Origin of the sequence: Nostoc sp. LEGE 12447 (genome assembly GCF_015206985.1) — a bacterium.
Classification (GTDB): Bacteria; Cyanobacteriota; Cyanobacteriia; order Cyanobacteriales; family Nostocaceae; genus Nostoc.
Genome location: NZ_JADEXT010000001.1, coordinates 370,305 through 383,376 on the forward strand (window position 1 = coordinate 370,305; position 13,072 = coordinate 383,376).

10 protein-coding genes are annotated in these 13,072 nt (G+C 41.4%); 4 read left to right on the plus strand and 6 right to left on the minus strand.

Annotated elements, in window-relative coordinates:
* Positions 1-52: 52 nt before the first annotated feature.
* Both IQ274_RS01570 and IQ274_RS01575 read left to right on the plus strand, forming a co-directional pair.
* On the plus strand, positions 53-1,228 hold the full coding sequence (locus IQ274_RS01570) for a DNA double-strand break repair nuclease NurA (RefSeq protein ID WP_163932431.1): 1,176 nt from the start codon (positions 53-55) through the stop codon (positions 1,226-1,228).
* 259 nt (positions 1,229-1,487) lie between these two features.
* Entirely contained in the window at positions 1,488-3,581 is a 2,094-nt protein-coding gene (locus tag IQ274_RS01575; protein WP_193867160.1) for a prolyl oligopeptidase family serine peptidase, read from the plus strand.
* 329 nt (positions 3,582-3,910) lie between these two features.
* Here the strand turns inward: IQ274_RS01575 and IQ274_RS01580 are convergent, their stop codons facing one another.
* Complete coding sequence (locus IQ274_RS01580) at positions 3,911-4,534, minus strand: class I SAM-dependent methyltransferase (RefSeq protein ID WP_163932428.1); 624 nt, start codon at positions 4,532-4,534, stop codon at positions 3,911-3,913.
* 94 nt (positions 4,535-4,628) lie between these two features.
* Between IQ274_RS01580 and hemH the strand changes: the two genes are divergently transcribed.
* The gene (gene hemH, locus IQ274_RS01585; RefSeq protein ID WP_114083034.1) at positions 4,629-5,795 is read left to right on the plus strand and encodes a ferrochelatase; all 1,167 of its coding nucleotides are present in this window, start codon (positions 4,629-4,631) and stop codon (positions 5,793-5,795) included.
* Between the two features lie 130 nt (positions 5,796-5,925).
* Here the strand turns inward: hemH and IQ274_RS01590 are convergent, their stop codons facing one another.
* The 5 genes from IQ274_RS01590 to IQ274_RS01610 all read right to left on the minus strand — a co-directional run bounded on the left by IQ274_RS01590 (position 5,926) and on the right by IQ274_RS01610 (position 11,453).
* Positions 5,926-6,468, minus strand: coding sequence for a DUF4126 domain-containing protein (locus tag IQ274_RS01590; protein ID WP_193867161.1), 543 nt, complete (start codon positions 6,466-6,468; stop codon positions 5,926-5,928).
* 271 nt (positions 6,469-6,739) lie between these two features.
* Complete coding sequence (gene purB / locus IQ274_RS01595) at positions 6,740-8,035, minus strand: adenylosuccinate lyase (RefSeq protein WP_193867162.1); 1,296 nt, start codon at positions 8,033-8,035, stop codon at positions 6,740-6,742.
* Positions 8,036-8,075: 40 nt separating this feature from the next.
* Positions 8,076-8,627: a DUF421 domain-containing protein gene (locus tag IQ274_RS01600; RefSeq protein WP_163932470.1), complete on the minus strand. Its 552-nt coding sequence runs from the start codon at positions 8,625-8,627 to the stop codon at positions 8,076-8,078.
* Positions 8,628-8,784: 157 nt separating this feature from the next.
* On the minus strand, positions 8,785-9,801 hold the full coding sequence (locus IQ274_RS01605) for a YihY/virulence factor BrkB family protein (RefSeq protein ID WP_193867163.1): 1,017 nt from the start codon (positions 9,799-9,801) through the stop codon (positions 8,785-8,787).
* A 122-nt stretch (positions 9,802-9,923) separates the two neighbouring features.
* Positions 9,924-11,453, minus strand: a complete 1,530-nt coding sequence (locus IQ274_RS01610; RefSeq protein WP_193867164.1) for a YifB family Mg chelatase-like AAA ATPase — start codon at positions 11,451-11,453, stop codon at positions 9,924-9,926.
* A gap of 569 nt (positions 11,454-12,022) precedes the next feature.
* Between IQ274_RS01610 and IQ274_RS01615 the strand changes: the two genes are divergently transcribed.
* The gene (locus tag IQ274_RS01615; protein WP_193867165.1) at positions 12,023-13,045 is read left to right on the plus strand and encodes a serine hydrolase; all 1,023 of its coding nucleotides are present in this window, start codon (positions 12,023-12,025) and stop codon (positions 13,043-13,045) included.
* Positions 13,046-13,072: the final 27 nt, after the last annotated feature.

Here is a 13,072-nt window from a genome sequence, read left to right on the forward strand (position 1 = left end):
TACTAAAACTCCAAATTTATCACTCCAAATTTATAATTTATCACTTACCTTTATGCTTGATTTAACAAAACTGGCGCGACAAATGCAGGGCTTAAGTCAGCATCTTACCTTAGAAGCTGCTGCCAGTCGCCAGCGTTTAGAATTGGCACAACAACATCTAAAAAATGCTTATGAGTCTCAACAAGATTTAATTGATCGCCAGGAAAAATGGCGCGATCGCATTCTCTTTGCTAATGCTACCCCAATTGAGCCGCTAGAAACCTGCATCGATATCTCAGTTCCCCCAAAAATTCATACTGTAATTGCTACCGATGGTTCCCAAATTGCCCCCAACCATCACGAAATTGCTTACTGTTATTTACTCAATATTGGCAGAGTCGTCTTACACTACGGACAAAACCGCCATCCGCTACTCGATAGTTTGCCAGAAGTATTTTACCGCCCAGAAGACTTATATATGTCTCGGCAGTGGGGAATTAGAACCGAGGAATGGATGAGTTTCCGCCGCACTGCATCAGAAACAACGGTTTTAGCAGAACTTGCATGTGCAGCTAAAGGGGAAGCACCAGCATTAGCGATGGTAGATGGTTCGTTAATTTACTGGTTTTTAGAACAATTACCGATGGACGCACGCGATCGCATTTTACCCCCCATCCTGGAAGCTTGGCAGCAAATGCGTGATGCTCAAATTCCCCTGATGGGTTATCTTAGCGCCTCTCGCAGCATCGAAACAATGAACTTTTTACGATTGTTGGCTTGTCCTCATCCAGTGCCAGACTGTAAAAGTCATTGTCCAAATCAGCTAGAAAAAGTACCTTGTAAAATCTTTGAACAGTTGCGAGATACTTCTGTTTGGGCAACCAGACTCAAACCAGGACAACGCAGTACCCTTTGGCGGAGTAATTCCCCGATTCTCGAACTCTACGGCGATCAAACCATTTATTTTTGCTATGTTCACGTTGGCACCGAAATCGCCCGAATTGAAGTTCCGGCATGGGTAGCGGAGAATGCAACCATGTTAGATCAAGCACTAGGGCTGATGTTAGCACAAGTGCAAAAAGGATATGGCTATCCAGTTGCGATCGCTGAAGCGCATAATCAAGCAGTGGTCAAAGGTGGCGATAGAGCGCGTTTCTTTGCCCTCCTAGAACAACAAATGATTAAAGCTGGTTTAAAAAATGTCGGAACTTCCTATAAAGAAGCTAGAAAGCGTGGGAGTATTGCTTAATAATTCATTCCGTAGAGTTTTGTCTTTGTGAGAGTAACGATACCTCTGGCATTTTTGGTCTAAGGAGTAAGATAAATCACACTTTAAGCAAATTATAGTTTTTTCTTGCTGATTCAAATCCTAACAGGGCTGCTTGCTGCTGAGTAGTAACCTGATTGTTAACCTTTCCGATGAGAATTTTCCGCAGGTTTGGTCAATGTATGTCCCACGTCTTAGGTCTATCTTTGTAGTATGTAAAGAAGCACTTCAACCTAAGATTATGTCTTCATCTAAAAAATCTATCACCTACCCATCCAGCCAGAAAAGCAATCAAGTCGATAACTACCACGGTACTTTAGTCACAGATTATTATCGTTGGTTAGAAGATCCTGACTCTGAAGAAACAAGGGCTTGGATTGAGGCACAAAATCAAATTACCTTTGGCTATTTGAGTGAAATTCCTGCCAGGGAAAAAATTAAACAGCGCCTCACCAAACTTTGGGATTATGAAAAATATGGTATCCCTTTTAAAGAAGGTGAATCTCTAGGAGACGGTTCCAGCGATCGCTACTTTTATTTTAAAAATGATGGACTGCAAAACCAAAGTGTCCTCTACACTCTCAAAAACCTCGAAGATGAACCCAAAGTTTTACTTGATCCCAATCAACTCTCAGAAGATGGCACTGTTGCTCTTTCAGGATTGTCTATTAGCGAGGATGGGAAACTTTTAGCTTATGGTCTATCCATCTCTGGTTCTGATTGGCAAGAGTGGAAAGTACGCGATGTTGAAACTGGTGAAGACCTACAAGACCATCTGAAATGGATTAAATTTTCTGGTGCATCGTGGACACATAATAATCAAGGTTTCTTCTACAGCCGCTACGACGAGCCGAATGAAAAAACTCAATTAGAAGATGTTAACTATTATCAAAAGCTCTACTATCATCAACTAGGCAACCTTCAATCAGAAGATGTACTAATTTATCATCGCCCTGACCAAAAAGAATGGGGTTTTGGTGGTGGTGTGACTGAAGATGGACATTATCTAATAATTTCTATTTGGCTGGGTACTGACTCCAAAAATTTGGTTTTCTTCAAAGATTTAACTAACCCTATTTCTGAAGTCGTAGAATTAATTAACCAATTTGAGGCAGATTACAGCTTTATCGACAATGATAATAGCATCTTTTATTTCCGCACAGATTTAAATGCACCACGCGGAAGAGTTATTGCAATTGACACTCAAAACCCTGCACCAGCAAACTGGCGAGAAATTATTCCTCAATCAGCAGAAACATTAGAAAGTGTAGGCATACTCAATAACCAATTTGTTGCTGATTACCTCAAAGATGCTCATAGCCAAATTAAAATCTTTGACCTCAAAGGCGGATTTATTCGTGATGTAGAATTACCTGGACTAGGTTCAGCCGGAGGTTTTGGAGGAAAGCGTCATGATACCGAAACTTTTTATAGTTACACCAGCTTTACCACACCAGGAACCATCTATCGCTACGATATGATAACTGGTAAAAGTACTGTTTTTCGCCAGCCAGAGGTAGATTTTAATCCTAATGATTATGAGACAAAACAGGTTTTTTATCAGAGCAAAGATGGTACTAGAGTACCCATGTTTATTACGCACAAAAAGGACATTAAATTAGATGGAAATAACCCCACTTATCTATATGCTTATGGTGGTTTTAATAACTCAATGACACCTGGCTTTTCTGTGAATCTCTTGGTGTGGATGGAGATGGGTGGTGTCTATGCTATGCCCAATATCCGCGGCGGTGGAGAATACGGCGAAGAATGGCATCAAGCAGGAATGAAGGAGAAAAAGCAGAATGTCTTTGATGACTTTATTGGTGCAGCTGAGTGGTTGATTGCTAATAAATATACTAAGACACAGAAGCTAGCGATCGCAGGTGGTAGTAATGGTGGCTTATTGGTAGGTGCTTGCATGACGCAGCGCCCCGATTTGTTTGGTGCAGCAATACCCGCCGTCGGCGTGATGGATATGTTGCGGTTCCACAAATTTACCATCGGTTGGGCTTGGACTTCCGAATATGGTTCAGCAGATAATTCCGAAGAGTTTCCAGCGCTGTATGCTTATTCGCCACTCCACAACATCAAACCAGATACAGCTTACCCAGCAACCTTAATTACCACAGCCGATCATGACGATCGCGTTGTCCCTGCTCATAGTTTCAAATTTGCCGCCGCTTTGCAAGAAGCTCACGCAGGTGATGCGCCAGTCTTAATTAGAATTGAGACTAAGGCAGGACATGGTGCAGGTAAACCCACTGCTAAAATTATCGAGGAAGCCGCAGATAAATGGGCTTTTTTGGTGCGGACTTTGAATGTTGAAGTTTAAGGGTTGATTTATTTGTATAGTGCGTTACACTGCGTTGACGCACTACATTATTTCCATAAGCTCAATTATTTCAGTGCATCTAAATTCAGAACAATTGAGGGAGCATTAGCACGGATCAAGTTACCACCTTTGAATAAAAAGTCGCCAATTACATTTTTTGTCTGTGGCGCATATTCCCAAGGGTCTTGTGCAATCCAAACTATTAGGGATTGAAACGAGCAATACAGACAAATTAAATTGCAGCAGTATTCTCGCAATAAAACAAAATCCCTATTAGGGAGCGAAGCTTTCTTCTAAAAAAAAGCTACAGCGTTCGCCTTAGTTATATCTCACTTCTTTGCCTGTATAACTTGTAAACTACCACCTGCATATAAAATTGGCTTACTAACATCAAACCCAGTCTCAGTTAACAATCCAGCCAAATCAGTTTTTAACAATTGCCAAGCTGTTTCCGTCTCAAACAACAACAAAAACAGTGATATCCCAGGCCAAAATATCGGATTTGTTGGAGCGTGAAAATCCACCAGCGTAAATACCCCTCCTGGCTTCAGCACTCGATAAACTTCATTAATAATTTTTCGTAATTGTTGAGACTGCATTTCATGTAATGCAACGCTGGTATGCACCACATCAAAATGATTATCTACAAATGGCATCTCCTCGGCAAAAGCTTCGACATAAGACGCTTCCGGGACATTTAGCCGCGCCCGTTGCAAAGACTTAGGTGAAGCATCCAATCCTGTTACATTTTGTGAAATTTTTACTAAAACTTGCGTCGTTTGACCACTACCGCAACATAAATCTAAAACCTGAGTATCTGAGTGAATTGTTAAGGCTTGCAAAGCAAGTTGCCGAAAACGGGCTTCACCACCTACACTTAAGGCTGCTAAACGAGAGATGCCATCATAAAGCCACTGATAGCGGTAACTCCAATCCCTTAAAATTGTTGCCATTGCATATTTCCTTGCTATTAAGCTTTATTATTTAATAAAGATATATTGTTAACATTAGTAAAAAATCTGAAAAGATTGGGGGAAAGTAACTGCTATGGGTCGTGTAGGCGTCTTATTACTCAATCTCGGTGGCCCTGATAAGCTAGAAGATGTCGGGCCGTTTTTGTATAACCTATTTTCCGATCCAGAAATTATTCGCCTACCTTTTCGCTGGTTGCAAAAGCCCCTAGCCTGGTTTATTGCCTCGCGGCGAACCAGAACATCTCAAGAAAATTATAAGCAAATCGGTGGTGGTTCTCCACTACGGCGGATCACGGAAGCGCAAGGGGAAGCTTTAAAAGAACAGTTGGGTTATTTAGGGCAAGAAGCCAATATCTACGTCGGAATGCGTTATTGGCATCCCTATACAGAAGAAGCGATCGCACAGATTACCCAAGACAATATAGAACACCTGGTAATATTACCACTATATCCCCAGTTTTCTATCAGTACTAGTGGTTCCAGCTTTCGACTTTTAGATAAACTTTGGCAAGAAGACCCAAAACTTCAGCCCATTGAATACACCGTTATTCCTTCTTGGTACAAACAACCAGGCTATCTCCAAGCAATGGCGGAACTGATAGCCCAAGAACTTGAGCAGTTTCCTAATCCAGACGAGGTTCATATATTCTTCAGCGCTCACGGCGTTCCGAAAAGCTACGTTGAAGAGGCTGGCGACCCTTACCAGCAAGAAATTGAGGAATGTACTGCTCTGATTATGCAGACTCTCAATCGTCCCAATGCCCATACTTTAGCTTACCAAAGTCGCGTCGGCCCAGTAGAATGGCTCCAACCCTATACTGAAGATGCGCTCAAAGAACTGGGCGCACAAGGCGTTAAAGATTTGGTTGTCGTGCCAATCAGTTTTGTCTCAGAGCATATTGAGACACTGCAAGAAATTGATATTGAGTATCGGGAAGTCGCAGAAGAATCAGGAATTCACAATTTCCGCCGCGTTCCTGCTCCTAATACTCATCCAGTATTTATTAATGCACTTGCAGACTTAGTAATTGATGCGCTGAAAAACCCCAGTTTTAAGCTTTCGCAAGCTGCCCAAATGAAAAAAATGGTGAAAATGTACCCCCAAGAGCGTTGGGAATGGGGTCTAACAACTAGTGCTGAAGTCTGGAATGGTCGAATTGCCATGTTGGGCTTTATTGCCTTAATCATTGAGCTAATTACCGGTCACGGCTTCTTGCACATGATTGGGCTTTTGCAATAAAAGTATTGAGGAATTGGGAATTGGGAATTGGGCATTGGGCATTGGCAAGAGCCGAATAACTTAGCGCAGTTACGTCTTTGTCTGTGTATCCCCTACCTTCTATGTTCCCCCATTCCCCATTCCCTATTCCCTATGCCTCATGCCCTTTTCTCCAGTCATACCACTGCTTCGCGCTACGAACTGCAAACCAGAGCAGTATTAAAGCAATTAATCCTCCTTGCCAGGGAGCATCAAAAGCAAAAAGTACTAGAGCAATGCACAAGGTATCTTGAAGAAAGACTGCCCACAAGGGTAAGCCACGTAATCGATAGAACCAACCAACTTGAACTAGCTGAAGCACTAAAGCTAATAAACCTCCAATACAGGCAATCAACCAGTGTGGTGTTGCTGTGGCATTAGCTACTGCTAAACCCATAATTGCCCCCACGATGGGAGACATGAATAATTGAACCAGTTGTAATAATCTTTGTCCCCATAGCTTTTTTGAGGCTAATAATTCAACTAAAGACCAACAACTGAGGCAGCCTAACAATAGTGGTGGAGAAATGTGAGATAAAATTGGAACTTGTGACCATAAGTTACTACCTTGCAATAGTCCAATAATTAGCAAAGGTATGCCTATTCTCATTCCTGCTGCGGCAGAGGCAGAAAGTGTGGCTAGGATTTCAATCATTAAGGCGCTCGTAAGACTAACAAATACTTACTTATTTGTTATGTATACTACCCAGTTATAGGAATAATTCCAGCATCAAACATGCAGCCTTCAGCAATGCAATACTAAATATTTTTGGTATTTTTATATTCTTTTTTAACGCGGGTTTAATGTTTCATACAGCGTATTTCAGGTAAATGAAGACCTAAAAATAAGGGTTTCGGCTATTGTTTATTTTTTGAATCAAAAGTTTGTAGTAAGCGCTTAAACGCTCACTACAAACTAATTAATTCTAAATTCCTAATCGTTGGTAAACTTCTTCTAAATGCTGGAGATGCTGTTGAGGATCGAAACAGACTTCTAGTTCTGCTGGGGACAACTTTTGAGTAACGCGAGGGTCTTTGCTAATTAAGTCCTGAAAATTGCCTCCTGGCTTGTTCCAAGCGGCGTGAGCGCTTTCTTGAACGATCGCATAAGCTTCTTCGCGGCTGCTTCCCTTGTCTATCAAGGCAAGTAGCACTTTTTGGCTGAACACAACGCCACCATAGCAGTTGAGATTTCGTTCCATGTTTTCAGGATAGACCAATAGGTTTTTCACCAAATCGGTTATTTCGGACAACATAAAATGCGTCAAAGTACAAGCATCTGGCAAAATCACCCGTTCTACAGAACTGTGGGAAATATCCCTCTCATGCCAGAGAGCAATGTTTTCCAAGGCTGCACCAGCATGACTTCTCACCAGTCGCGCCATTCCCGTTAGCCGTTCCGAACGGATGGGGTTACGTTTGTGTGGCATGGCTGAGGAGCCTTTTTGACCTTTGGCGAAGAATTCTTCAACTTCCAAAACGTCTGTTTTTTGCAGATTGCGAATTTCTACAGCAAAACGTTCGATGGATGCCGCTACCAAAGCTAATTGCTGCACGTAGTCGGCGTGGCGATCGCGGGAAATAACTTGTGTTGAGGCCGTATCGGGTTTGAGTCCGAGTTTCTGGCAAGCGATCGCTTCTACACGGGGTTCAACATTGGCATAAGTTCCCACCGCACCAGAAATCTTACCCACAGCAATAGTTTCACGGAGAATCCTCAAGCGTTCTTGGTGTCGCAACACCTCTGCTAACCAACCAGCTAGTTTGAAACCAAAAGTAATCGGTTCAGCGTGAATACCGTGCGATCGGCCAGCCATCACTGTATGACGATGTTCCCGTGCTTTTTCACGAATGACCTGAATCAAATTTTCTAGACGTTGCAATAATAGATCCAGGCTGGCAACCAATTGCAGCGCTAAAGCTGTATCCAAAACATCCGAACTGGTTAAACCCAGGTGAATGTAGCGTCCGGCATCACCAACATACTCGTTGACATTTGTCAAGAAAGCGATGACATCGTGGCGGACTACAGCCTCAATTTCCAACACCCGCTTGGGGTCAAAATCTGCCTTGGCCTTAATTTCCTCAACCGCCTGAGATGGAATGTAACCTAGTTCAGCTTGAGCCTCACAAACAGCAATCTCGACTTGCAGCCAAGTTTTTAGTTTGTAGGCTTCACTCCACAGATTAGCCATTTCGGGCAAAGTATAACGCTCAATCACAGTTCGGCACAGAATACAACCGTCATATTTTACAGTTTAATTAATGTAGATCAATTTTTAATGCTGCTTTTGGCTCAGGGACGGGATTAGTTTTTGAGTCAAAGGTGATGATGCTAATCCTACCGTCAGCCTCCATATATGCAAACTTTACATCGGCTAAAAACTCTACACCTTGCTGACGTAACTTGCTCATCAACTCATCGTCTGTAATTAACTCTTGTTGCAAATGACGCTGAATCATCCGACCATTTTTTACCAGTAGTAGCGGTGGCTGATTCATAAAACGTTGGAATTGAGGTATTTTGTAGCCTAACCAGTTCAATAAATAACTCCAAAAAATTACAGTTCCTACCAGGATAGCGCCTTCAGTAATCGATGTATAATTACTTGCCATCGCATTTTGGGCAGCTTCAGCAAATAGTACAACTACGAGTAAATCAGTAATTCCTAGTGTTCCTAGCTGTCGGCTAGGAAGGAAACGTAATACCGTGAACAGCGCTAAGTAGACTAGTGAGCCACGGATAATCAACTCAAAGACGCTGATGCTAGGAACAAAGATTGCCTGCCAATCGATAAAAAACCATTTTTCCATTACCACTGATTTTCTTCCTTTTTCATATAGATTTCTGGAAAAAATCCAGTATCACTTTATTTATCTGGGATCTAATTTCATAAAACTGATTTTTATTAGAGGTTAAATTCTTGAATATTTATCAGATTTACAAACATAAAATCTCACGGCTGAGGGATTAAAATCGCGGATTTTTCCTCTTTTGTTTTAATCGTTTGGGCTTCTTGAAAGAATTGAATAAACGATTAATCAGGTTAGAAGATGACTTTTTATTAGTCGACGATTGACTCGTTTTAGCCTTGCCATTATATTCAGTGTTATCAGATAAAGGAATGGCATGTTTTGTTGGGGTTATGCCGCTTCCATACCTTCTAGCATAAACTTGGGTAAATTCAGCACCGAAGAAAAGAATCTGTGCGGCATAGTTAACCCAAGCTAAAATCACTACCAATGAACCAGCAGCACCATAAGCTGAACCAAAACTGCCATTACCTAAATACTGTCCTAATAAAAATCTCCCAATCGAGAACAAAAAGGAGGTAAGCATAGCTCCAATTAAAACATCACTCCAACCAATTTTGACATCTGGTAGGACTTTAAAAATGAGTCCAAACAGAAACGTAGTGATGGCAAAAGATAGAAGGAAATTGAGAATCTGCCAAAGGAAATCTACACCGGGTAGCAAGTTGCTAAAATATGTTACTAATGCTGCTAAAGCCGTACTAATTACCAGAGAAACTAACAGTAAAAAGCCAATACCTATGACCATTGCAAAGGATAAAATGCGTAGGCGAATGATGTTAGTTACGCCGCGTCCGGGTTTCGGTTTGACTTCCCAAATCGTGTTGAGTGAATCTTGCAACTCAGTAAATAAACCAGTAGCACCCAACAGCAGAACTACAACACTAATAATAGAAGCGATCGCTCCTGTCTGTGGTTTGTTCGCATTTTGAATCGCTGTTTGGATAAATTCTGCCCCATCTGGGCCGACTAAACCTTGAATTTGTCCGACAATTTGACCTCTTGCCGCCTCTTCTCCAAATACTGCCCCTGCGATCGCAATTACAATAATTAATAACGGTGCAATCGAAAAAATCGTGTAATAAGCTAAAGCTGCCGCTAACCGTGAGGCTTTATCCTCACTCCATTCTTTGAATGTCTCTTGGAATAACTTCCAAATCGCCTGCAAATTCATCCAATCAGTCTCCTTCTAAGAGGATATCGCTTACTTCCTGATATATTTGATACTTATTCTCTGGGTGGCGACATCCTCCCAAGGGAGTTTGTAAAGCGTTCTTGAGGAGGAATTTAATAGTTTTATTGCATTCTGTCGATTGTGCGATATTGAATCGCTTCCGCCACATGATTAGTTTTTAGCTCATCGTCTCCCGCTAAATCTGCAATAGTTCGTGCTACTTTGAGAATGCGATCGCTAGCTCTTGCCGATAAACCTAATTTTCTAATAGCTACTTCTAATAAATTGCGGCTAGCATCATCTAGCTTGCACCATTTCTGGAGATGACGACTTTGCATCTGAGCATTGCAACGCAGATTTGCTTCTTCTTGGAAGCGGGTAATGGCGCGATCGCTTGCTTGTTGCACTCGTTGTAGCACTGATGTTGATGTTTCTCCCGTAGGTTGTTGGGTAATTTCTTCTGGTTTCAAGCGATTTACTGCAACTTGTAAATCAATTCGATCCATCAACGGGCCAGAAAGTTTTGCCCAATATTGCTCGCGTTGGCGGGGAGAACAAGTACATTGTTGGATGGTATCGCCATAGTAACCGCAAGGACAGGGATTGGTACTCGCCACCAAAGTAAACTGTGCGGGAAACGTTACTGATAGTCTGGTACGAGAAATTGTAACGTAGCCATCTTCTAAAGGCTGACGGAGAAATTCTAATACATCACGCTTAAATTCTGTCAACTCATCCAGAAAAAGTACACCTCTGTGAGATAATGAGATTTCGCCAGGACGAGGGAAGCTACCGCCACCAACAAGAGAAGGCCCGGATGCTGAGTGGTGGGGACTGCGAAAAGGGCGATCGCGTACCAACGAACCGCGATTTTTCAATAAACCAGCCACTGAATGAATGCGAGTTACTTCCAAAGATTCAGCAAAACTCAGGGGCGGTAAAATTCCTGGTAAGCGCCGTGCTAACATGGTTTTCCCACTACCAGGCGGCCCGACAAAGATTAAATTATGTCCACCAGCAGCAGCAATTTCTAAAGCTCGACGCGCATGAGCTTGTCCTTTCACATCATGTAAATCTGCACTAGGGTAAGATACTGTTGCTGTGTTTACTGTACTATCCATTTGCACAGGTTTGTAACGCCCTGGATTATTTAAAAGAGCTACCACATCAGACAGATGTTTGCAGCCGTAAACAGCCAAGCCTTGAACCACTGCGGCTTCTTGAGCATTATCAGCAGGGATAACTAAACCTGCAATCCCCATTTTTTGGGCTGCTGCTGCGATCGGTAAAACACCAGCCACCGGACGCAAGCTGCCATCTAGAGACACTTCACCTAAGAATAGATAGTCCCCCAACAAATCAGCGCTAACTTGCTCAGAAGCCGCCAAAATTCCCACGCTAATAGGCAAATCAAAACAGGGGCCTTCTTTGCGTAAATCTGCCGGAGTTAAATTGATCACAATTTTCCGCATAGGAAAGGCGAAACCTGCATTTTTCAGCGTTGCTTTGACTCTTTCTCTCGATTCTTGAATCGCTGAATCTGGCAGTCCCAAGACAACAATTCCCGGTAATCCCCCTGAGACATCGACTTCTACCCCTACTTTGACGGCATCGATGCCCACAATTGATGCACTCCAGACTCTGGCAAGCATTTCTTATATAACAGTAAACCTTTCAAATCTCTAGCAGATACGTGAGTCGATTGGCATTAGTGAAACTACATAGACTATTTTACCGACCCAGTATAGTCATACCATTTCTTTTTCGACTGCACTATTTTAGCTGTGCCACGCCACTAAAGTAATTTTATTTTTACACTTTCTAAATAACCTTTAATACCCTAGTTACTAAGTGTAAAAACCATAACTAATTATCCGACCTTAATATCATGAATTAATGATTATGAATTATATAGAAGCAATTGCTTTTTTATCCCGATCACTATGTATGTATAAATCATTGCTAGCACAATAAAAACTGCAATCATAATCTCTTACTATTTGTATAAAAATATAATCAATTGATGTGATAAAAGTATATTCTCCATATTCTAACTTGTGCTTTTTTACCATACATTTTATTTTCAATTTGCCAATAAATCTGTTTTTCATATCTATTGACATGGGATACCTTAGTGATTACTATGTCAATCAATCCGGATTTCATTAACTTCTTGAGAAAATCTCTGTAAATAAATCCAACACTATCCTTACAGCACTACATGAAACTACGCTGGTTATTACTCAGCCTTACAAGTATTTTTTTATTTTCGTCTCCAGTAAAAGCGAATCCCAACAGCAATCAAGTTGGCAACGTAAATGACTGGAGTGTAAATCAATCTGATTTACAATTACCAAAACTTAAATTTATTCCTCCGGTTCCTCTAGGCGATCCTGGCAACCCAATAAATAGTTCTAAATTTACTGGTGTAGTTCCTTTAGGACGCGAGATATCAGAACTAAAAACTCCTATTAAAGCATTAATGGCTCGCTATAGATTCCTCACTCCCGGAATCTTTTTTATGGACTTAAAAACAGGTGATTATTTTAGTTTTAATGGTGGTAAAGCATTTTCTGCTGCTAGCACAATTAAGTATCCGATTTTGATTGCATTGTTTCAAGAAGTAGATGCAGGGAGAATCAAACTTGGTGAAACTTTGGTGATGCGACGGAAACATGTCACTGGCGGTTCTGGAGATTTGCAGTATCAACGAGTGGGAACTAAGCTGAGTCTCTTGCAAACTGCAACCAAGATGATGACTATCAGCGATAACACTGCTACAAATATGATTATCGATCGTTTAGGTGGTGTATCTAAATTAAATCAAAAGTTTCGCCGTTGGGGATTGCAAAGTACTGTGATTCACAATATGTTAGGAGACTTTAAAGGAACTAATAAAACTAGTGCTAAAGACTTGGTAAGACTGTCAGCTTTGGTTACAAATAATCAGTTAATTTCTGATAGAAGTCAATCCCAAGTTTTAGGTATTATGATTCGTTGTCATAATAGAGCATTGCTCCCATTTGGCTTAGGTTCTGGTGCAAATATTGCTCATAAAACAGGTACTCTGCGATTTGTATTGGGTGATGCAGGTATTATTGAAACACCATCAGGTAAGCGTTATTTAGCAGGAATTTTTGTGCGTAGACCAAATAATGACCTTAGAGCTAGAGATTTTATTCGTCAAGTTTCGCGAGTGATGTATGGCTACTTCGAGCAGCCAAAAGTCAGTAATCTACCTTAATTATTTATCGAACAGAATTCAGGAGTC